The sequence below is a fragment of the Nocardiopsis alborubida genome (genome assembly GCF_012396365.1).
Classification (GTDB): domain Bacteria; phylum Actinomycetota; class Actinomycetes; order Streptosporangiales; family Streptosporangiaceae; genus Nocardiopsis; species Nocardiopsis alborubida.
In genome coordinates this window covers 107,191-126,623 of record NZ_JAAXPG010000012.1, presented here as the reverse complement: position 1 = coordinate 126,623, position 19,433 = coordinate 107,191, and the positions used below count along the sequence as shown (strand labels likewise).

The 19,433-nt window shown below is 71.9% G+C and carries 21 protein-coding genes and 1 CRISPR repeat array; of the genes, 12 read left to right on the top strand and 9 right to left on the bottom strand.

Translation table 11 applies throughout. From position 1 onward, the window contains the following. Positions 1-251: 251 nt before the first annotated feature. From HGB44_RS14470 to HGB44_RS14450, 5 genes are all read left to right on the top strand, one after another. Positions 252-1,568 (top strand): MFS transporter, encoded by a 1,317-nt coding sequence (locus tag HGB44_RS14470; protein ID WP_013152701.1) that lies wholly within the window; start codon positions 252-254, stop codon positions 1,566-1,568. A gap of 127 nt (positions 1,569-1,695) precedes the next feature. Beyond that, positions 1,696-2,973 (top strand): flavin-containing monooxygenase, encoded by a 1,278-nt coding sequence (locus HGB44_RS14465; RefSeq protein WP_061078779.1) that lies wholly within the window; start codon positions 1,696-1,698, stop codon positions 2,971-2,973. A gap of 7 nt (positions 2,974-2,980) precedes the next feature. Beyond that, positions 2,981-3,403, top strand: a complete 423-nt coding sequence (locus tag HGB44_RS14460; RefSeq protein WP_013152699.1) for a RidA family protein — start codon at positions 2,981-2,983, stop codon at positions 3,401-3,403. After that, on the top strand, positions 3,400-4,068 hold the full coding sequence (locus HGB44_RS14455; RefSeq protein ID WP_061078778.1) for a DUF1028 domain-containing protein: 669 nt from the start codon (positions 3,400-3,402) through the stop codon (positions 4,066-4,068). Before HGB44_RS14460 ends, HGB44_RS14455 begins: the two co-directional genes overlap by 4 nt. Further along, positions 4,058-5,230 (top strand): amidohydrolase, encoded by a 1,173-nt coding sequence (locus tag HGB44_RS14450; protein WP_061078777.1) that lies wholly within the window; start codon positions 4,058-4,060, stop codon positions 5,228-5,230. The genes HGB44_RS14455 and HGB44_RS14450 overlap by 11 nt, the downstream gene beginning before the upstream one ends. A 12-nt stretch (positions 5,231-5,242) precedes the next feature. Here the strand turns inward: HGB44_RS14450 and HGB44_RS14445 are convergent, their stop codons facing one another. Then, the gene (locus tag HGB44_RS14445; RefSeq protein ID WP_061078776.1) at positions 5,243-5,770 is read right to left on the bottom strand and encodes a sugar O-acetyltransferase; all 528 of its coding nucleotides are present in this window, start codon (positions 5,768-5,770) and stop codon (positions 5,243-5,245) included. A 114-nt stretch (positions 5,771-5,884) separates the two neighbouring features. On the opposite strand from HGB44_RS14445, the gene HGB44_RS14440 reads away from it, so the two are divergent. Together HGB44_RS14440 and HGB44_RS14435 are read left to right on the top strand one after the other, a co-directional pair. Further along, the gene (locus tag HGB44_RS14440) at positions 5,885-6,826 is read left to right on the top strand and encodes a LysR family transcriptional regulator (protein ID WP_061078775.1); all 942 of its coding nucleotides are present in this window, start codon (positions 5,885-5,887) and stop codon (positions 6,824-6,826) included. Between the two features lie 287 nt (positions 6,827-7,113). Continuing rightward, positions 7,114-8,013 (top strand): macrolide 2'-phosphotransferase, encoded by a 900-nt coding sequence (locus tag HGB44_RS14435; protein WP_061078774.1) that lies wholly within the window; start codon positions 7,114-7,116, stop codon positions 8,011-8,013. A 279-nt stretch (positions 8,014-8,292) separates the two neighbouring features. On the opposite strand, the gene HGB44_RS14430 is transcribed toward HGB44_RS14435, so the two are convergent. From HGB44_RS14430 to HGB44_RS14415, 4 genes are all read right to left on the bottom strand, one after another. Further along, positions 8,293-8,613 carry a hypothetical protein gene (locus HGB44_RS14430; protein WP_168444022.1) on the bottom strand — a complete coding sequence of 107 codons (321 nt, stop codon included), beginning with the start codon at positions 8,611-8,613 and terminating at the stop codon, positions 8,293-8,295. A 379-nt stretch (positions 8,614-8,992) separates the two neighbouring features. After that, positions 8,993-10,486, bottom strand: a complete 1,494-nt coding sequence (locus HGB44_RS14425) for a hypothetical protein (protein ID WP_061078773.1) — start codon at positions 10,484-10,486, stop codon at positions 8,993-8,995. A gap of 257 nt (positions 10,487-10,743) precedes the next feature. Beyond that, the gene (locus tag HGB44_RS14420) at positions 10,744-11,460 is read right to left on the bottom strand and encodes an SDR family NAD(P)-dependent oxidoreductase (RefSeq protein WP_061078772.1); all 717 of its coding nucleotides are present in this window, start codon (positions 11,458-11,460) and stop codon (positions 10,744-10,746) included. 144 nt (positions 11,461-11,604) lie between these two features. Beyond that, positions 11,605-12,417 (bottom strand): sulfite exporter TauE/SafE family protein, encoded by an 813-nt coding sequence (locus tag HGB44_RS14415; RefSeq protein ID WP_231972256.1) that lies wholly within the window; start codon positions 12,415-12,417, stop codon positions 11,605-11,607. Between the two features lie 83 nt (positions 12,418-12,500). On the opposite strand from HGB44_RS14415, the gene HGB44_RS14410 reads away from it, so the two are divergent. Next, positions 12,501-13,268 carry an AraC family transcriptional regulator gene (locus HGB44_RS14410; RefSeq protein WP_061078770.1) on the top strand — a complete coding sequence of 256 codons (768 nt, stop codon included), beginning with the start codon at positions 12,501-12,503 and terminating at the stop codon, positions 13,266-13,268. Positions 13,269-13,314: 46 nt separating this feature from the next. Here the strand turns inward: HGB44_RS14410 and HGB44_RS14405 are convergent, their stop codons facing one another. The 3 genes from HGB44_RS14405 to HGB44_RS14395 are packed head-to-tail and all read right to left on the bottom strand — an operon-like array spanning position 13,315 to position 14,578. Beyond that, positions 13,315-13,494 carry a DUF397 domain-containing protein gene (locus HGB44_RS14405; protein ID WP_061078769.1) on the bottom strand — a complete coding sequence of 60 codons (180 nt, stop codon included), beginning with the start codon at positions 13,492-13,494 and terminating at the stop codon, positions 13,315-13,317. A 50-nt stretch (positions 13,495-13,544) separates the two neighbouring features. Continuing rightward, positions 13,545-13,724: a DUF397 domain-containing protein gene (locus HGB44_RS14400; RefSeq protein WP_061078768.1), complete on the bottom strand. Its 180-nt coding sequence runs from the start codon at positions 13,722-13,724 to the stop codon at positions 13,545-13,547. Continuing rightward, on the bottom strand, positions 13,721-14,578 hold the full coding sequence (locus HGB44_RS14395; protein ID WP_231972244.1) for a helix-turn-helix domain-containing protein: 858 nt from the start codon (positions 14,576-14,578) through the stop codon (positions 13,721-13,723). The genes HGB44_RS14400 and HGB44_RS14395 overlap by 4 nt, the downstream gene beginning before the upstream one ends. A gap of 197 nt (positions 14,579-14,775) precedes the next feature. On the opposite strand from HGB44_RS14395, the gene HGB44_RS14390 reads away from it, so the two are divergent. Then, positions 14,776-15,228, top strand: coding sequence for an ATP-binding protein (locus HGB44_RS14390; RefSeq protein ID WP_061078767.1), 453 nt, complete (start codon positions 14,776-14,778; stop codon positions 15,226-15,228). 183 nt (positions 15,229-15,411) lie between these two features. After that, the gene (locus HGB44_RS14385) at positions 15,412-15,627 is read left to right on the top strand and encodes a helix-turn-helix domain-containing protein (RefSeq protein WP_019609968.1); all 216 of its coding nucleotides are present in this window, start codon (positions 15,412-15,414) and stop codon (positions 15,625-15,627) included. 5 nt (positions 15,628-15,632) lie between these two features. On the opposite strand, the gene HGB44_RS14380 is transcribed toward HGB44_RS14385, so the two are convergent. Continuing rightward, entirely contained in the window at positions 15,633-16,169 is a 537-nt protein-coding gene (locus HGB44_RS14380; RefSeq protein WP_061078845.1) for a class IV adenylate cyclase, read from the bottom strand. An 82-nt stretch (positions 16,170-16,251) separates the two neighbouring features. Then, positions 16,252-16,828: direct repeats of the CRISPR family, unit length 28 nt; unit sequence GGTCCATCCCCGCGTGCGCGGGGCTCAC. Between the two features lie 173 nt (positions 16,829-17,001). On the opposite strand from HGB44_RS14380, the gene HGB44_RS14375 reads away from it, so the two are divergent. Further along, on the top strand, positions 17,002-17,391 hold the full coding sequence (locus HGB44_RS14375) for an ArsR/SmtB family transcription factor (protein ID WP_061078844.1): 390 nt from the start codon (positions 17,002-17,004) through the stop codon (positions 17,389-17,391). Next, positions 17,388-19,358, top strand: coding sequence for a heavy metal translocating P-type ATPase (locus tag HGB44_RS14370; RefSeq protein WP_061078766.1), 1,971 nt, complete (start codon positions 17,388-17,390; stop codon positions 19,356-19,358). The genes HGB44_RS14375 and HGB44_RS14370 overlap by 4 nt, the downstream gene beginning before the upstream one ends. Positions 19,359-19,433 lie beyond the last annotated feature (75 nt).

Below are 19,433 nucleotides of genomic sequence, written 5' to 3'. Positions count from 1 at the left end.
TTTTCCGAAGGAGATCTTCGGAACTATGTGTTTTACAGATCCTAGGCCCCGCCTGGATAGTAGTGACCCATGACACAGGCAGGTCGGATACCGACGGCGCCGTGGGCCCCACCCCGCTCCCGCCAGGCGTTCGAGACCACACTCCCGCGAACGAGCGGCCTCCTGACCATGTACAGGGACGCCCCGACCGGGGAGGCCGCCGCGGCCTCCCCGACCCCGGTGCGCGCCAGGACGAGACCCCAGGAGAAGAGATGACGAGCGAGGTCGCGGAACAGGTCGACGAGAAGGACCTGCGGCGGGGTGTGTTCGCCGGGGCGGTGGGCGTCTTCGTCCACTGGTTCGACTGGGCCGTCTACGCCTACCTGGCCACCACCATGGCGCAGGTGTTCTTCCCCGAGCAGGACGGCACCACCGCCCTGCTGTCGGTCTTCGCGGTCTTCGCCGTGGCGTTCTTCGTGCGTCCGCTCGGCTCGGTGCTCTTCGGCCACCTCGGCGACCGCTTCGGGCGCAAGACCACGCTGTCGATCGTCATCATCTCGATGGCGGCGGGCACGCTCATGCTCGGGCTGCTGCCCAGCTACGAGTCCGTCGGCATCCTCGCGCCGATCCTGCTGGTGGTCGCCCGCATCATCCAGGGGCTCGCCGCGGGCGGGGAGTTCGGCTCGGCCGCCGCCTTCCTCGCGGAGTTCTCGCCGCCCAAGCGCCGCGGGTTCGGGTGCTCCTGGATCGAGTTCGGCTCGGTCGGCGGGTTCCTGTGCGCGTCGTTCGCCGTGTGGGCCCTGCACGCGTCCTTCCCGGCCGAGGTCGTCCTCGACTGGGCGTGGCGGATCCCCTTCCTGCTGACGGTGCCCATGGCCGCGGTGGGCCTCTACATCCGCCTGCGCATCGAGGACACGCCCGAGTACCGCGCGCTGGAGGACATGAACAACGTCCCGAGCCAGCCCGTCGTCGAGGTGTTCCGCTCCAACGGCAGGCAGTTCCTCCAGACGGTCGGCATCGAGACCTTCATGAACTCCACCTTCTACATCGTCCTGGTGTACCTGATCACCTACCAGGAGGAGATCGTGGGGGTGCCCGCCGACCGGGCGGCCCTGCTCTCCGCGGTGGCCTCGGTCGTCGCCATGGGGATCATCCCCCTCTCGGGCAGGATCTCCGACCGCGTGGGCCGCAAGCCGGTGCTCTACACCGCCGCCGCGCTGCTGATCGCGGCCTCCGTGCCGCTGTTCTGGCTGATGCAGGTGCAGACCTCGTGGGCGGCGTTCGCCGCGACCTTCGGCCTGGCCGCGATCCTGGCGGTCATCCTGGGCACCCACGCGTCCGCGGTGGCGGAGCTGTTCCCGACCCGGACCCGGCAGAGCGGGCTGTCGATGGCCTACAGCGTCGCCGGGGCGTTCTTCGCGGGAACCCTGCCGTACCTGATGACCTGGCTGATCTCCCTCACCGGCAGCAGCATGGTCCCCGCCTTCACCATGGTCGTGATCGGCGTCATCGGCGCGGTCACACTGCGCACCATGCCCGAGACCAGCGGCTCCGACCTGCTGCACGAGAGCGACCGGGCCTCTCGCTGAACCCTCCCCCCCACCCGTCCGGGTCCGGCCGCGGCCGGACCCGGGGGACGGCGTCCGCGCGGCCGGGGAGGCACGCGGGGCGCACCCGTCCCGAACACACGCGTTGACCAGAGCCTGGAGGCTGTGCATGTCACTGGAAGAGATCGAGGTCGTCGTCGTCGGAGGGGGGCAGGCCGGGATCGCGATGAGCGAGCACCTCAGCGACCGCCGGGTGCCGCACGTCGTCCTGGAGAGGAGCCGCGTCGCCGAGCGCTGGCGCTCGGAGCGGTGGGACTCGCTGGTCACGAACGGGCCCGTCTGGCACGACCGGTTCCCCGGACTGGAGTTCACCGGCCTGGGCCCCGAGGACTTCGCCTCCAAGGACGGCGTCGCGGACTACCTGGCGACCTACGCCGAGAAGATCGGCGCGCCGATCCGGTGCGGGGTCGAGGTGACCTCGGTGCGACGCAACACCGGACGCCGGGGGTTCCGGGTCCGGACCTCGGACGGTGACCTCGACGCCCGCTACGTCGTGGCCGCCACCGGACCGTTCCAGCGGCCGGTCGTCCCCCCGCTCATCCCCGAGGACTCGGGTTTGGTCCAGCTCCACTCCAGCGCCTACCGCAACCCCGCGCAACTGCCCGAGGGCGGCGTGCTCGTGGTCGGGTCGGGCTCCTCGGGGGTCCAGATCGCCGACGAACTCCGCGCCGGCGGCCGACGGGTGTACCTGTCCGTCGGTCCGCACGACCGCCCGCCGCGCCGGTACCGGGGGCACGACTTCGTCTGGTGGCTGGGCGTCCTCGGCAAGTGGGAGGCCTCGGCCCCCGCGCAGGGCGCCGAGCACGTCACGATCGCGGTCAGCGGCGCGCACGGCGGCCACACCGTGGACTTCCGGGCCCTGGCTCAGCGCGGCATCACGCTGGTCGGCCGGACGGAGTCCTTCGACGCCGGAACCGTCCGCTTCGCGCCCGACCTGCGGGACAACATCGCCCGCGGCGACGCCAACTACCTGTCGCTGCTGGACGAGGCCGACGCCTACGTCGAACGCAACGGACTCGACCTGCCCGAGGAGCCCGGGGCCCGCGTCCTGGGCGCCTACCCGGAGTCGGTGACCGACCCCCTCCGCGAACTCGACCTCGCCGCCGCCGGGGTCCGGACCGTCCTGTGGGCGACCGGCTTCACCGCCGACTACGGCTGGCTGCAAGTGGACGCGTTCGACGAGAACGGCAGGCCCAGGCACCAGCGCGGGGTCTCCTCCGAGCCCGGCGTCTACTTCATGGGGCTGCCGTGGCAGTCCCGCCGCGGTTCGAGCTTCATCTGGGGGGCCTGGCACGACGCCAAGTACGTGGCCGACCAGATCTGCATCCAGCGCGGCTACATGGAACACCACGACGCGCACCCGCACCCGTCCCACACCCAGGGGTGATCACACCATGACCACGCACACGCGCATCCGCAAGTTCAACACCAGGGACACCTACCCCGAGCAGAACCTCGACAACGACCTGTGCCAGGCGGTGGTGGCCGGAGGGGTCGTGTACCTGCGCGGCCAGATCGGCCAGGACCTGGACACCCGCGAGTCCGTGGGCGTCGGCGACGTCCGCGCGCAGACCGAGAAGGCCATGGCCAACATCGACCTCCTGCTCAGGGAGGCGGGCAGCGGTCTGGAGGACATCGTGAAGGTGACCGTCTACCTCACCGACCCGCGCTACCGCGAGGAGGTCTACCGCGAGATGGGACGCTGGCTGAAGGGGGTCCACCCGGTCTCCACGGGCATCGTCGTCCAGGCCCTGGCCCGGCCCGAATGGCTCGTGGAGATCGACGCGACCGCCGTGATCTCGGGAGGCGACAAGTGACCTTCTCCATCGCGGCCCACCAGGACGGCAGGTTCGGCATCGCCGCGTCCTCGTCCTCCCCCGCCGTCGCCGCGCGGGTCGTCCACCTGCGCGACTCCGTCGGCGCGGTCGCCTCGCAGAACATCACCGACCCGCGGCTGGGAACGGCGCTGCTGGACCGGCTCGCCGCGGGCGCGAGCCCCCGAGCGGCGCTCGACGCCGTGACCGGCACCGCGCCGGACATCGCCTACCGGCAGCTCACCGTGGTGGACGCCTCCGGCGCCGCGGCCACGTTCAGCGGCGGCCTCACCCTCGGCGTCCACGGCGAGGCCACCGGCCCCCACTGCGCCGCCGCCGGGAACATGCTCTCGGACCCGGGCGTCCCCGCAGCCATGTGCGAGGCCTTCGGCTCGGCCCGGGGGGAGCTGGAGGAACGCCTGCTCACCGCCCTGGCCGCGGGCCTGGCCGCCGGAGGCGAGGCCGGACCGGTGTACTCCGCGGGGCTGTCCACCGTGTCCGCGCACGGCTGGCGCGACACGGACCTGCGCGTGGACTGGCGCGAGGACCCGATCGGGGAGTTGGGCGAACTGCTCAAGGTCTGGCTCCCCCAGCGCGACGACTACGTCCGGCGCGGCCTGGAACCGGCCGCCTCACCGGGATACGGGGTGCCGGGCGATGACCGCTGAACCCGGCGCGCCCGAACACGGCGCGCTGCCGAGCGCCGCGGAGCACCTGCCAGAGCTGGTCTCCTACTCCGAGACGCTGCACGCCCACCCCGAGACCGCCTGGGAGGAGCACCGCGCGGCACGGTGGACGGCGGAGCTGCTGGAGCGGTTCGGTTTCGCCGTCGAGAACGCCTACCTCGGCTTTCCCACCGCGCTGCACGCCACCTACGGGTCCGGTCGGCGCCGGGTCGGCTTCGTCGTGGAGTACGACGCGCTGCCCGGCCTGGGCCACGCCTGCGGGCACAACCTGATCGCCGCGATGTCGGCGGGCGCGGCGATCGCGCTGCGCCCCTGGGCGGACCGGCTCGACCTGCGTATCGACGTGATCGCCGCCCCGGCCGAGGAGGGCGGCGGCGGCAAGATCGAACTGCTGGACGCCGGAGCCTTCCGGGACCTGGACCTGGCGCTGATGGCCCACCCCGGACCGGTGGACGCGCCGCGGGCCGAGCCCTACGCCGTCGCCCACGACCACGTCCGCTTCACCGGCCGGTCGGCCCACGCCGCCGCCTACCCGCACGAGGGCCGCAACGCCAACGACGCCTTCGTGGTCGCCCAGGTGGCCCTCGGCCTGCTGCGCCAGCAGCTCCCGCCGGGAACCCGCGTCCACGGGATCCAGACGGTGGGCGGGCAGGCGCCCAACGCCATCCCCGCGGTGACCGAGGGCCGCTGGTACACCCGGGCCGAGAGCCTGGAGCAGCTGGAGCCACTGCGCCGCCGGGTGGAACAGTGCTTCCGGGCCGGAGCGCTGGCGACCGACACCGCCCTGGAGTTCACCCCGGAGTCGCAGCCCTACTCGGAGTTCCGTACCGACGAGCGCGCCCTGGAGATCTACACGCGTCACGCCCTGGCGCTCGGGCGGCGGTTCGACGCGCCACCCGAACACCAGACGATGAACCGCGCCTCGACCGACATGGGCAACGTCTCCCAGCACGTTGCGGCCATCCACCCCTACATCGGCCTGGGCTGCTTCCCGGTCAGCAACCACCAGCCCGAGTTCGCCGCCGTCTGCGTCGGGGAGGCAGCCAACAGGGTCATCTCCGACGGCGCCACACTGCTCGCCCGCACGGCGCACGAGTACTTCGCCGCCCCGGCGCCGGAGTCCGGCCCCCTCCGGGCCGGCTGACCCGGGGCGGGCTCAGTCGATCGCCCTGATCACGCGGGCGGGGACTCCCCCGACCAGGGTGCGGGCGGGGACGTCGCGGGTGACCACCGCGCCCGCGGCGACCACGGAACCGGCGCCGATGGTCACCCCCTGCGTGACCACGGCGGCCGCTCCGATCCAGACGTCGTCCTCGATGACGATGGGGGCGAAGGAGAGGTACTCGCGGCGCTCGGCGAGGGGCAGGGGGTGCCCGCCGGTGATGAGGCTGACCCTCGGCGCGATCATGACGCGGCTGCCGACGCGGATGCCGCCCCTGTCCATGAACGTGCAGCCCTGGTTGACGAAGACGTCCTCCCCGAACGCCGTGTTGAGCCCGTACTCGGTGAAGAACGGCGGATAGATCGTCACCGACTCCGGCAGCGAGTCGCCGAACACAACGGATAGTAGTTCGGCGCGGCCCTCGCTGTCGCTGAACGGCAGCACGTTCAGCCGGGACGTCGCGTCGGTCACCTCCGCGATGCGCTCCACGTGACGTGCGAACTCGGGCGTTTGGACGTACATGACCTGCTCTGTGCGTGTGGACATGCGCTGATCCCACCACCCGGCGGAACGCGTGGTCAAACAACCGCACGATCCACCGGACACAACCAGAGGTTGTGCAAGTAGGCTGGAGCCGTGGATGTCGAAGCGCTGCGCACGTTCGTGGCCGTCGCCCGGACCGGCCAGTTCCAGGCCGCGGCGGACGAGCTCGGGATCAGCCAGCAGGCGGTCTCCAAGCGGATCGCGGCCCTGGAGCGACACCTGGGGGCCGCGCTCCTGGTGCGGACCTCCCGGGGCTCCAGACCGAGCCTGGACGGGCAGGTCCTCCTGCCGCACGCCCGGAGGGTCCTCGCGGCCCTGGAGCAGGCCGAGCGGGCCGTGCGCCCCGGCAGCCGACCCCTGCGCGTGGACGTGCTCAACCGGCGCATCGCCCCGGCCCAGGCCGTCTACCGGTTCTACCGCTCCCACCCCGGGGCGGAGCTGGACGCGGTCACGCTGGGCGGCGAGAACGCCGCCCGGGCCGCCCGGGCGGTGCTCGAAGGAACCGTCGACGCGTCCTTCCGCGCTCTGTCGGCCGAGCGGCTCCCGGCCGGGATCAGCGCCGAACGGCTCCTGGACTCACCCCTGGAGCTGCTGGTCGGGCCAGCCCACCCGCTGGCGGACGCACCCGAGGTCAGGCCCGCGGACCTGGCCGGTCACCGGATCTGGATCCCCGGGATCAGGCCGGACACGGAGTGGGCGGAGTTTTACCGCGCGCTGTCGGAGGCCTTCGGTCTGAGCATCGACGCGCTCGGCCCCGACTTCGGCGACGAGGCCCTGATGGACGCGCTGGCCGACTCCGCCTCCCTGGCCACCCTCGTCGGCGGCGGGGACCGGTACCTGTGGCCCCGGGCCCACGACCTGCGGCGTGTCCCCCTGCGCGACCCGACGCCGGTCTACCCGCACGTGCTGCTGTCCCGCAGCGGGGATCGGCACCCCGTGCTGAGCGCGCTGCGCGAGTACCTGCGCGCCTCGGGCCCGCGGACCCCGGATGACGTGTGGACCCCGGACTGGGTGGTCCGCCGGACAGACGGGTGATCCGGTCGCCCGCCCGCTCCGCCTACGGCGGGAGGTCGGCGGAGGATCGTTGGCGAGGGCGCGGCCCCGCGACCTCCACGGAAGGCGATCGGCGGCAGAAGGGCTCCGGGAGTGCGGCCCCGCTCCGTCTACGGCAGGAGGTCGGCGGGAACGCGGCCCCGGTCTCCACGGAAGGCCATCGGCGGCCCGGGTTCGGTCCGGAGCGCGACCGCTCGCGGGACACGCCCGGCGGAGCCCGCACGACCCGTCGCCTCGCGTTACGCGGGCGCGGGTGGGAACTTAGTCCCATGAGCACCATCGACCACACCATCACCCTCGCCGCCGCCCACGGCCTGCACCTGTCCGCGCGAGACGCCACGGTGAACGAGGCGGGCCTGGACTACCGCGTCGTCATGGCCCGCGACGCGACCGGCCGGAAGTGGGTGCTGCGCGTACCCCGCCGCGCCGACGTCTCCGAGGGCATGGCCGCCGAGACGCGCGTCCTCGACCTGGTCGCCCCGGTCCTGGCCGAGGACGGCGTCGCGGTCCCCGACTGGCGGGTCCGCTCCCCCGAGCTGATCGCCTACCCGGCCCTGCCCGGCGCCCCGGGCCTGACCCTGACCGACTCCGGGGAGCCCGTCTGGCACATGGACCCCGCCAGCCCCGACTACGCCGAGCGTCTGGGGCACCTGCTGGCCCGCCTGCACTCGATCGCCCCGGAGCGGGCCGAGGCGGCGGGCGTCGAGGTCCGTACCCCGGCCCGGGTACGTCAGGCGTGGCGGGACGACATCGCCCGCGTGAGCGAGGCCTTCACCGTCTCCCCCGCCCTGACCGAGGCATGGAGGGCGTGGCTCGACGACGACACCTGCTGGCCCGAGCGGACCGTCATGACCCACGGCGAGATCTACCCCGCGCACGTGCTGCTCGACGAGGAGGGCGCGGTCACCGGGGTCCTGGACTGGACGACCGCCCGCGTGGACGACCCCGCACGCGACCTGTCCGCCCAGTACGGCGCCGCGGGCGAAGAGATGCTGCGGGCCACCCTCACCGCCTACGAGCGGGCGGGCGGGCACGTCCACCCCGGCCTGGCGGCGCAGGCCAGGCACCTGTGGGACGCCTCCCCGATCGGCTACGCCCTGTACGCGCTGACCACCGGTGCTGACGCCGACCTGGCCGCCGCGGCGGCGGTGCTGGACCCTCAAGGCTGACGCGCCGCCCGGAGCGGGAGGGCACGCCCTCGTCGTTCCCGGAAAACCGTGGGGTGCATCGAGGTGGATTAAGCCCCTCCGCGTTTGACGAGAACCGTCACCGGTCCCCGAAAAGGAAACCGATCAGACGTGCCGAGTAACGGGTCGCGTCCCGGGCCCCCGGTCTCTGAGGGAAGCCCGGTCCAGTTCGGCTCGGCACCCGCGCAGGGCACCCTCTGGTACGGCACGGCTCCGCGCTTCGACGGACTCAACTCGGCCGACGCCACCAAGGATTCTCAGCTATACAGGAAAACCGAGCTTTCGGTACTCCACCGCCTGCCGAACTCCTATGAATTCGCAGCCACCGGTCTCCCTATCCACCCTAATAGGAGCGTTTCCAATAAAGCACTCCTCCCATTTCCCCTCCTTCAGGAATGCGATCGAATCCCAGGGAAGGACAACGTACTTTTCATGACAGAAAATATCCCGCTCCGATATCATTCCTCCCTGGAGAATTAATTTACCAACCGCATCATCAAAGAATTTTCTGGCGACTTCAATTGCCTCTTCTTTTGTCATCATGGAACACATGTCCTCATCAGTAGACAGCAGCGTCAGCACGCTTCGTGGTCTGCGAATCCAATCTGCATACTACGGCCAGGGGCGATCTGGTATCTCGGAAAAACGCTTCAGGAGTGCGGTGGGGGTCGTGGTGCTCCCAAGGGTGTGGGCGTAGGCGCTGGTGCGACGTCAACGGCCCGGTGGAAACAGGGCGGCTGTTGATGGTCAGGGTTCCGGTGCAGTCATGCTCGCTGTCCGGCAAGAGCAAGGGTGAGTGTTCCCCGACTGTTGGTGCATTGGAGTCGGCTGGGAACGAAAACGAGTCGACGGTGCAGCGCATGGGTGCACGGTTCCTGAAAGCCACGCACTTCCCTACCTGGACCTGGCCCCCACCACGCGCTCAAGAGACACCGCGCTGAGGTGCGGACCCGGCCTCGGGTCAGCGCGGCGGGGTTTCCTGGACCCAGGCGCGGGCGTCCAGGCACAGGGCGTCGCCGTCCACCGCGAGGGTCTCCCGCCCGCCCCCGTCCCGGTCCACGCGGACGCGGCCGGTCCCGTCGAAGGCCGGGGTCCGCACCTGCAGCCGGACGGGGTCGGTCGCGGTCAGGACGCGCATCCGCCACGGCCCGTCCCGGTCCTGGCCGGGCACGGCCAGGTGCATCATGGCACTGGCCTCGCGGCGGACACGCCCGTCGGTGTGCTCGGCCGTGTAGGAGACCATGCGCAACGCGGCCCGTTCCGGAAGTTCGGTGACCTCCCGGGGTGTGACGGGGGCGCGCGGGGCCTCTCCCCGTGCGAGCAGCTCCTCGCGCACGCCCCGAGCCAGCTCCCCGGCGTCCGGAACACCTCGAAGGAGCATTCTCCAGTCCGCCGCCAGATCGGTTCCGCCGCGCCGCAGCCACTCGGCGGTCAGGGCACGGAACGCGGCCTCGCTCCGCCGCGGCCGCAGGGCTCCCGCCGCCAGGACGTCCCGCCCGGCCCCTTCCAGGGCACGGCAGTACGCGTCCACCGGCACGCGCGCGACCTCACCGGGATAGCGGACCCTACGGATCGTCAACATGGCCCTGCCCAGGAAGGTCGCCGCACCCCAAGCGGAGCCCTCCACACTCCCCTCCTGCGGCGGCTGGGCGGGCCGGGGCCCGTCCCCACGGGGCGGGGTCCGCGCGTCGGCGCGGCGACCGGCTCCCGACAGGTGCCAGGAGCCGTCGTCGAGCCGTAGTGAGGCCGACCGGGCCCGCAGCGCTCCCCCGTTTCCCAGGCCGACCACGACCCCGTCCGCGTCGAAGTCCAGGCGCACTCCGTGCGCCGAGTCGGAGTCCACGTCCACCCAGGTCAGGTCCTCCAGGTGCACGTCGAGCGTGGGAGGGCCGCCGGGAGCGCTGGCACCGGGGTCGTAGGAGCGGGCCGGTTCCAGGGTCAGGAAGCCGCACAGGCGTGCGCCCTCCCGTTCGATCCGCACGTGGCGCAGGGCGGCGGCGCCGAGTGCGTAGTCGTCCGCTAGGTCGGCCAGCGCCTGCGGCGTCCACCGGGAGTACGCCGGACGGATCTTGCCCCGGTAGTCGCGGTAGGGCCTGTCGAAGTACACGGGCGGGGGCGGGACGAGCGCGTCGAGGCGGTGCCCGCACAGCGCGGCCTGCTCCACCATCCAGTCCCAGCGCGTCGGCCGCAGGCGCGCCGTCCACTCCAGGGCCGCGCGGGCGCGCCGTTCCCGCTCCGGCCCGGGGCGACCCGTCGCGGCCCGGAACAGGGGCAGAACGGCGTTGTCCCACAGGTCGGAGACGGCCCGGACGGTCTCGCGATCGAACGTCCGCGCGTCGCGTGCGGCCTCCGCGATCTCGACGACGGAGCGGTCCACCAGGACGCCCAGCGCGGCGAGGGCCGGTTCGTCGGATCGAGGGGAAGCGGGGGGATGGGCGGAGGGCTGGGGGCTCATAGCCGAACCCTTGCACAGGGCAGCGACCCGGGTGTCACCGGCGGCCGGGAGCGGGGCTGTCGGCCGCCGCACCCGCCCGTCCGGCGGCCGACGGCCACCGGACCCCGCGTAGTAAGGAGCCGGTCCCGCAACCCGGCCACCGGCGAGCACCGCGCAGGGCCCAGACCTCCGACCGGCCACCGGCGGGCACCGCGCGGAGCCCGCCCCGCAGCCCCGCAACTCAGGAGCCCAGCAGCCGACGGGCAGGGCACCAGCGGCTACCTGACGTTGAGCTTCCGCTCCCGGGGGTCGAAGGCCACCGACCTGGCGTCGGAGCGCAGGGCCCGCACGATCGCGTCCACCACCTCGTCCACGGGGTGGGGTTCGGGCAGGTTCCCGGGCGCGGTCCCGGCCAGGGGGCGGTCGGCGAGGCCGGTGTCCATGTGCGGCGCGCGCACGTCCAGAGCCGCGACGCGCCTGGCGCGGTAGTCCGCGCGCGCGGCGGCCAGCCAGGCCGACAGGGCGGCCTTGCTGGCCGAGTAGGCCGCCATGCCGTGGGTCGGGTACTCGGCGGTCACGGCGGTGACCGCCGCCACCGCCCCGCCGGGCTTGACCGCGTCGACCGCCGCGCGCAGCATCGCCATCGGCGCGAGCGTGTTGACCTGGAACATCTTCTCGACCGCGGCGTCCTCGATGCCGCCCTCGGAGTCGGGGCCGGTGTCGAAGGCCACGACGCCGAAGGCGATGACCAGTCCGTCCAGACCGCCCTGCTCCTCGGCGGTGCGGCGCACGAGCGCCGCGCAGCCCTCGGTGTCGGCCGCCTCGAACACGGCCGTGGAGGACCCGTCGAGTTCCCGCGCGAGCGCGTCGAGCGCCTCCTCGTCGCGTCCGGCGAGCACGACCCGCGTGCCCTCCCGGTTCAGTGCCCTGCTGATGTGCCCGCCGAGTACGCCCGTGGCCCCGGCCACCAGGACTCGGGCTCCCTCAAGATCCATACGGTCAGTATTTCCGCAGGTGGTACGGGCACCGGGCACCGACACGCGTCCCCGGGCGCCGGTGCGGCCCCTCCGGACGAGCGCCCCGGCGGCCAGCGGTACGCGGCGGTAGGGCCAGTGGCGGGACACCCCGAGGCCGAACGTTCACACGAACAGGAAGGCCGCCAGGACCACCGCCAGCAGCACGACGTAGGAGACCGCGTGCACCCGGTCGGGCACCCGGCCCACCAGGCGGCGGGTGACGGCGATGGCGGGCAGCGACCCGGCGAGCAGGAGGGCCCCGGCCACGAGGTCCACCGAGCCCAGGTGGCCGGGACCGGCGCCTCCCCCCTCGCCGAACAGCGCGTACACCGCCGTGCCCGCCACCGCGACGGGCAGGCTGAGCGGATTGGCCATCGCGGTCGCCTCCCCCATCGGCAGGCCCCGGCGGCGCAGCAGGGGGACGGTCATGACGCTGCCGCCCACCCCCAGGAAGCTGGTCACCGCGCCGATGGCGACCCCGCCCGCCGTGGTGGTGCGCCGCCCCAGCAGACGGGGCCCGGCGTCGGGGTCGCGGGTCAGGAAGCCCTTGCGCAGGAGGGTGTCGAGCAGGGTGACGGCGATGTAGGCGATGAACAGCACGCGCTGGGCCCCTCCCCCGACGACCGTGGCGACCAGGGAGCCCAGCACCGCGCCGACACCGATGTAGGCGGCCAGCGGCCACACGTAGTCGCGGCGCAGCCGTCCGGCCCGGCGCTGGGAGAGGGTGGCGCTGAGGGCGTTGACGACCATCACGGCGGTGGAGGTGGCCACGGCCACGGCCATCGGGTCCACGCCGGGGTCGGCCTGGGCGCGGGTGACGTGGTAGACGACGGGGACGACCACGAAGCCGCCGCCGAAGCCGAACAGGACGGTGGTGACGCCGGTCAGCAGGCCCAGGGCGAGCAGGGGAAGGACGAAGGTGAGCACCCGGACCACGTTAGGCAGACAGTGGTTGGCGCGCTTTCGAAAGAACGCCACCGTCCTTCGCGCAGCGGACAACACCCGGTAGCTTCGGTCCCGTGCGTAACATCCCCGTCGCCGAGGTGGACTCCATCGACCGGCCCGTCCTGGCGATCGGCACCGACTACCCGCCCGAGCACGTGCTGCCCGCCCACCGGCACCGGCGGGCGCAGTTCCTCTACGGTGCGACGGGGGTGATGCGGGTCCAGACCGAGGACGGGGAGTGGACCGTGCCGCCGCACCGGGCCGTGCTGATCCCGGCCGGGACCGATCATCGGGTGGTCATGACGGGAGTGAGCACGCGCAGCCTGTACCTGGAGCCGAGCGCGGTCGCGTGGTTCCCGGGGCGCTGCCAGGTGGTGGAGGTGTCGCCGCTGCTCCGGGAGCTGCTGTTGACGGCGGTGGACCTGGAGCCGCGCTACCCCCCGCACGGCAGGGACGCGGCGGTGTTCGCGCTGGTGCTGCATGAACTGCGTCGGCTCGTGCCGCTGCCGCTGGATCTGCCGCTGCCCGGGCACGAGGGGTTGAGGCGGATGTGCGAGGAGTTCCTCGGGGCGCCGGACGTGCACGATCCGCCCGCACGGTGGGCGGGGAGGTTGCACGTCAGTGAGCGGACGGTGCACCGGCTCTTCCGGGCGGAGACGGGGATGAGCTTCGCGCGGTGGCGGCAGCGGGCCTGCGTGCTGCACGCGCTGCCGCTGTTGGCCCGGGGTGAACCGGTGACCAGGGTGGCGATGGGGCTGGGGTACGAGAGCCCCTCGGCGTTCTCCACGATGTTCCTGCGCGTGCTGGGGTCATCACCCCGGGACTACGCGGCCGGACAGTGAACGGCCCCGCCCGGTTCGTCTGGGCGGGGCCGTTCGTGTCTGTGGACTACTGGGCGCGGACGACGCTGACCAGGGCGGTCCACTCGACGGTGGGGGTCGCGAGGTGCCCCAACTCGCGGTTCTGGGTGTCGCGGACCAGGACGGCGGCCTGGTCGCGACGGGCTTCCAGGCAGTTGCCACCGGTGCCGTTGCTGTAGCTGGACTTGCTCCAAGCCTCGGTCATCATGTGATGCTGTCTCGAATCTCTTCCATGAGCGATCCGTTCACCTGCTGACGTTACCGACCGCGTACCGCACTCAACAGGGCCGTCCACTCGGCAGCCGGAGCGGCCAGGTGGCCGAGCGGCCGGTTCTGGGTGTCGCGGACCAGGACGGCCGCTTGGTCGCGACGGGCTTCCACGCAGTCGCCGCCCTCGCCGTTGCTGTAGCTGGACTTGCTCCAAGCCTCGGTCATCATGTGATGCTGCCTCGAATCTCTTCCATGCGGGACCGTGACGAGGGCACCGGCAGGGCGGCGCTCCTCAGCTCCGCGAATATCCGGTCGTAGCTTGCCACAACGTCCGGCTGCTTCAGTGACACCCCTGTCCTCTGGCTTTCGATATAGGCGAATGTGCTCGAATCAGGCACGTCGATCAGCCTAAAGGACCCGAACAGACCCGGATGTCCCTCGGTCGCGATCGGCACGATCTGGAGGTTCACTCGCGGGCGATAGGACTGGTCAATGAGGTGATCGATCTGTTGCTTCATCACCTCCGGCTTCCGGAACCGTCGCAGCAGCACCACCTCGTCCAGGAGCACCGTGATCGTCGGCGGGTGGGGCCGGTCCAGGATCTGTTGTCGGTACTTCCTGGCCTTCACGATCTGGTCAATGGCCTCCGTGGTGGCTTCGGGGTTGGAGAGTTCACTGATGGCCCGCACGTACTCCTCGACCTGGAACAGTCCAGGAACCAGGCCGTAGGAGTAGTCGCGGATCTTGAGAGCCATCTGCTCCGCCTCGGCCACCTCGCGGAAGTACGCGGTCACCCCGGCTCCGGAGAACACCGCGTCCCACGCGTCCACGAGCACGCCCCGGGCGGTAAGGGCTTTGTCGAGACGTACTACTGGATCTCTCCGCGTCCCCTTTTTCCCGCGTTCCAAATCGCTGACGGTGCTCTGTGACACCACGGCCAGGGCAGCGAGTTCCTGCTGAGTAAGACCCGCCTGACCTCGGAGTTTGCGGAGCAACTTGCCGAAACGAAGCTGTGCAGCCTTGTCGGCATCTTCTTCTTGCACCATCACACCACCAGGCCAACCAAAAATATCGCTGGCCATAGAAGTTTTACCGTCTTAGGTAATAAGCATAGCGCCAAAGACAGACCAGTTGGCAAGGTTCGTGACGAAGCAAATACAGAAAGCTTCGCAGCCCATATCGGGCGAAATATCTACAAGGGCATGAAAAAGCCCCGGAGACCGAAGGTGAGAGCGATCTCCGAGGCAAGGTGCCCCACCCCGAATACCCGAGGTGAGACATGAACAAGCCTATCGTCCAGGCCCCGACGCTTCCACGCCGACTGTGTGGAACCAGCACCAAATCAGGCATTCTGCTCGGCCCCGAACTCGGCCACGTCAAGATCGCCCGCCGCTGGGCCACCCAGGCCACCCGCTCCCGCCCCAGCCTGGCCGAACCCGTCGGCATCGCCGTCTCCGAGCTGGTCACCAACACCCTGCGCCACTCGGCCTCCGGACTTCCCGGCGGCACCATCCGCGTCGAGATCGAACGCACCTCACGCCACCTCGAACTCCGCGTCACCGACAACGGCCCCCGCCCCGGCGACAAACCCAGCTTCCCGGCCGTGCCCGACCCCGAACCCCTGCGCCCCAGCGGCAACGGACTGCGCCTGGTCGAGGCCCTGTGCTCCTACTGGGACTGGAAACAGCACACCTGCGGCGCGATCACCGTCCGCGCCGTCTTCCCCTGGTAGCCCGCTCCCCCGGCAGGCGAGCCCTTCCAGACTCCGCACCACCCGACCTGTCCCCCGGGCCGGTGCGGACGGGCCGGTGCCCTGCGCACCAGCCCTGGGGCCCCGCCTCCTCCTTCCCCGGGGAGGCGGGGCCACCCGATCGACCACTCACAGAACAAGAACACCGGACACGGAAAGCGCCTCATGCCCGACTACAGCTACCTCCTCGACGGCCGCCCCGACGTCCTCACACCCAGCGAAGTCGCCGCCCTGTTCAACATCCGCCCCCGCAGCCTCCACCGAGGCGAATGGGACAACGTCCTCAAACCCTTCCGCACCCCCGGCGGAGCACGCCGCTACCCCAAAGAACACATCGCCACCCTCCTCAACCAGCCAGACGAATCCGCCCCCACCCCCTGAAGCCGTCAGGCCGTCGCGGCGCGCACGAGGGTGTCGTAGGTGTCGGTGGTGCGTTCCAGGGCCGCGTCGAGTCCTCGCGCCCACGCGTCGAGTTCGGCCTGGACGGTCAGGCCGTCGCGGTCGTCATCGACCACCAGTTCCAGTTCGACGAAGGCGCCCAGGCCCTCGACCAGGTCCACGCACACCCCGATGGGTCCTGTGGTGCCGGTGCGACGGTGCTTGACAATGCGCACCGTGGGTTCGTAGCCCAGCGCCAGCAGGGCCCCGTGCATCTGCTCACGGTCGGCGACGATGGTCTCGTACTCCACGCACTCCATGGCGTTGGCCAATGGGGTCTTGGTGGTAAGCAGGTGCACGCTGTCCTGGGTGCGCAGACGAGCGAAGGTGTGGCCGACCTGGCCCAGCTCCGAGCACCAGCCAGCGGGGGCATAGGCCTGGTCGTCCTGGTAGACGGGGTCGCTCATGCGCACCCCGGCCTGTTTGAGCGCGGCCAGCAGTGCTTCGAGATCAGCTACCCGGTACTTCGTCTCGATCTCCCGCACCACAGGCCCCCTGTGTCTCGGCACCACCGTCCCGGCGAGCGTACCGAGACCGCGCCCCACCAGGCGGGAGTTTCCTAAAACAAGCCCATCCCCGCCTGCGCGGGGCTCACGGGGTGGAACGCTGAGATGCGGCGGGCCCGCGCGGTCCATCCCCGCGTGCGCGGGGCTCACCGGACGAGGCCCCGGGCGACGTGATAGATGACCGGTCCATCCCCGCGTGCGCGGGGCTCACCGGGCCAGCGGGTTGGGGGAGATCGCCGGGTGCGGTCCATCCCCGCGTGCGCGGGGCTCACTGATCCGTCGGCGGCGGTGAACCGGAACCGGACGGTCCACCCCCGCGTGCGCGGGGCTCACGGCTCTCCTCATCGCGCTCGCCCTGTAGCACCCGGTCCATCCCCGCGTGCGCGGGGCTCACTCCGCCCACCGGACACCATCCGGGAAAACGCCCGGTCCATCCCCGCGTGCGCGGGGCTCACGTCACCAGGCGCGTCGTGTACTCCGTGTCGACCGGTCCATCCCCGCGTGCGCGGGGCTCACCGGCCCTCACTCTCCCGAGGGCCGCGCCCCTGGGGTCCATCCCCGCGTGCGCGGGGCTCACCGCCTCATTGACGCGGGCGGCTGGGATCCGATCGGTCCATCCCCGCGTGCGCGGGGCTCACGCTTAATAACCTGCGAAAACGCGGGCCGTTATCTCGCCGCAACCTTGGCTCGGGGCATGCTGAGCGCTCCCAGCCTCGACATACATCCTCACACAGTGCACGACGACGCCCATCCCCCCCACACACCGTTTCGGATGTTGCCCTCCGCGTCATTCAAGATCTACTATCTGCGTATGAACGCAAGTAGTAAGAGATGCGGGCTCGACGAGAACAGCCCATACGTCGAGTACGCCGTCGAGATCCTCTCCCTGCTGGCCGACGCCACGCGGGTCCGCATCATCCTCGCCCTGCGCGGAGGCGAACTCTCCGTCAACGAGTTGGCCGAACGCCTCGGCAAGCCCGGCCCCTCCGTCTCCCAGCACCTGGCCAAACTCCGCATGGGACGCGTGGTGGCCTTCCGCAGGGAGGGCAACCGGATGTACTACCGCCTGGCCAACGAGCACGCCCGCCAACTGGTGGCCGATGCCGTCTACCAGGCCGAGCACGCCCTGGAGGTCGAACCCGCCCACCACCGCGCCGACGTCGCTCCCCCGGCCCGCGGCTCCGGGAACGGCACCCGGTGACCGTCGCCGACGCCCCGCCGTCCCCGTCCGGCCGGACCGTGGCGGCCCGGCCCGCGTCCCTGTTCGCGACCGGCATGCGCCTCGGCGAGGTGCGCTGGGCCGCCGCGGCGCTGGCCCTGTTCCTGGCCGGGTGGGCCGCCCAGCTCCTCGGCGCCCCGGCCTGGCTGTGGTGGGGCCTCCATCTGGCCTGCTACGCCGCGGGCGGCTGGGAACCCGCCCTGTCCGGGCTGCGCGCCGCCCGGCGGCGCACGCTGGACGTGGACCTGCTGATGATCGTGGCCGCCGTCGCCGCCGCCTCCATCGGCCAGGTCTTCGACGGCGCCCTGCTCATCGTCATCTTCGCCACCTCCGGTGCCCTGGAGGCCGTGGTCACCCAGCGCACGGCCGACTCCGTCAGCGCCCTGCTCACCCTGGCCCCGGAGCGGGCCGTCCGGGTCACCACGCTCCCGGACGGGGAACGCGAGGAGACCGTGGACACCGCCGAACTGCGGGTCGGGGACACGGTCCTGGTCCGGCCGGGCGAACGCGTCGGGGCCGACGGCACGGTCGTGGAGGGCGCGAGCGAGGTGGACCAGCAGGCCGTCACCGGGGAGTCGGTCCCGGTGCCCCGCTCGGTGGGCGACGAGGTGCTCTCGGGCACGGTCAACGGCACCGGCGCCCTGCGGGTGCGGGTGGACCGCGCGGCCCGGGAGTCGGTGATCGCCCGCATCGTGACCCTGGTCGAGGAGGCCTCGGCCACCAAGGCCCGGACCCAGCTGTTCGTGGAGAAGGTCGAACAGCGCTACTCGGCGGCCGTCGTCGCGGCCACGCTGCTCGTGCTGGGCGTCCCCCTGCTCCTGGGCGCGGACTTCGAGGAGGCGCTGCTGCGCGCGATCGTGTTCATGATCGTGGCCTCGCCGTGCGCGGTGGTGCTCTCGACCATGCCCCCGCTGCTGGCCGCGATCGCCAACGCCGGACGCCACGGCGTCCTGGTCAAGTCGGCCACCGTCATGGAGCAGATCGGCCGGACCGGCGCGGTGGCCTTCGACAAGACCGGCACCCTCACCCGGGGCGCCCCGGAGGTCACCGGCGTGACTCCGGCGCCGGGGTACGGCGCCGACGAGGTCCTGGCCCTGGCCGCGGCCGTCGAGCGCTACAGCGAGCACCCCCTGGCCCGTGCCGTCCGTGAGGAGGCCGACCGGCGGGGGCTGACCGTGCCCGACCGGGTGGAGGACTTCGCGTCGCTGCCCGGTGTCGGAGTCCGCGCCACCGTCGCGGGCCGGGAGGTGCGGGTCGCACGGGCAGCGGCGGCCCCGTCCGAACCGGCAGGACCAGCGGAAACGGCAGAACCGGCGGGATCCGCCGCTCCGTCCGCTCCCGCGGGTACCCGGGTCACCGTGACCTCGGGCGGCGAGGAACTGGGCGTGCTCACCCTGTCCGACGCCCCGCGCGCCGAGGCGCCCGGGGCCGTGGCCCGGGTGGCGGCCCTGACCTCCGAACCGGTGCTGCTGCTGACCGGCGACAACGCGGCCACCGCCGCGCACGTGGCCCGGACCACCGGGATCACACGGGTGCACGCCGGCCTTCTGCCGCAGGACAAGTCGGCGCTGGTGGCGCGGATGGAACACGAGGGCACGCGGGTGATGCTGGTGGGCGACGGCGTCAACGACACCCCGGCCATGGCCGCGGCCACCACCGGGGTGGCCATGGGCCGCCGCGGCTCGGACCTGGCCCTGGACACCGCCGACGCCGTCATCGTCCGCGACGACCTGGCGACCCTGCCCCGGCTGCTGGCCCTGTCGCGGCGCGCCCGCCGGTTCGTCATCGCCAACCTGTGCGTGGCGGCCGCGTTCATCGTCGTGCTCGTGACCTGGGACCTGGTGGGCACGCTCCCCCTGGCGCTGGCCGTCGCCGGGCACGAGGGCTCCACCGTGATCGTCGCCCTCAACGGGCTGCGGCTGCTGCGGTCGCGCGCCTGGACGGGCTGACCGACGCGCATCCGCGCGGGCGGCCCGGGTAGGAGGGAGGCAGGCCGGAGGGCGGACGTTTTTCGCGCCACACCG

Coding starts and splice junctions, on each gene's coding strand:
- HGB44_RS14470 (WP_013152701.1), top strand. CDS start 252: ATGACGAGCGAGGTCGCGGAACAGGTCGACGAGAAGGACCTGCGGCGG.
- HGB44_RS14465 (WP_061078779.1), top strand. CDS start 1,696: ATGTCACTGGAAGAGATCGAGGTCGTCGTCGTCGGAGGGGGGCAGGCC.
- HGB44_RS14460 (WP_013152699.1), top strand. CDS start 2,981: ATGACCACGCACACGCGCATCCGCAAGTTCAACACCAGGGACACCTAC.
- HGB44_RS14450 (WP_061078777.1), top strand. CDS start 4,058: ATGACCGCTGAACCCGGCGCGCCCGAACACGGCGCGCTGCCGAGCGCC.
- HGB44_RS14445 (WP_061078776.1), bottom strand. CDS start 5,770: ATGTACGTCCAAACGCCCGAGTTCGCACGTCACGTGGAGCGCATCGCG.
- HGB44_RS14435 (WP_061078774.1), top strand. CDS start 7,114: ATGAGCACCATCGACCACACCATCACCCTCGCCGCCGCCCACGGCCTG.
- HGB44_RS14425 (WP_061078773.1), bottom strand. CDS start 10,486: ATGAGCCCCCAGCCCTCCGCCCATCCCCCCGCTTCCCCTCGATCCGAC.
- HGB44_RS14420 (WP_061078772.1), bottom strand. CDS start 11,460: ATGGATCTTGAGGGAGCCCGAGTCCTGGTGGCCGGGGCCACGGGCGTA.
- HGB44_RS14405 (WP_061078769.1), bottom strand. CDS start 13,494: ATGATGACCGAGGCTTGGAGCAAGTCCAGCTACAGCAACGGCACCGGT.
- HGB44_RS14400 (WP_061078768.1), bottom strand. CDS start 13,724: ATGATGACCGAGGCTTGGAGCAAGTCCAGCTACAGCAACGGCGAGGGC.
- HGB44_RS14395 (WP_231972244.1), bottom strand. CDS start 14,578: ATGGCCAGCGATATTTTTGGTTGGCCTGGTGGTGTGATGGTGCAAGAA.
- HGB44_RS14390 (WP_061078767.1), top strand. CDS start 14,776: ATGAACAAGCCTATCGTCCAGGCCCCGACGCTTCCACGCCGACTGTGT.
- HGB44_RS14385 (WP_019609968.1), top strand. CDS start 15,412: ATGCCCGACTACAGCTACCTCCTCGACGGCCGCCCCGACGTCCTCACA.
- HGB44_RS14375 (WP_061078844.1), top strand. CDS start 17,002: ATGAACGCAAGTAGTAAGAGATGCGGGCTCGACGAGAACAGCCCATAC.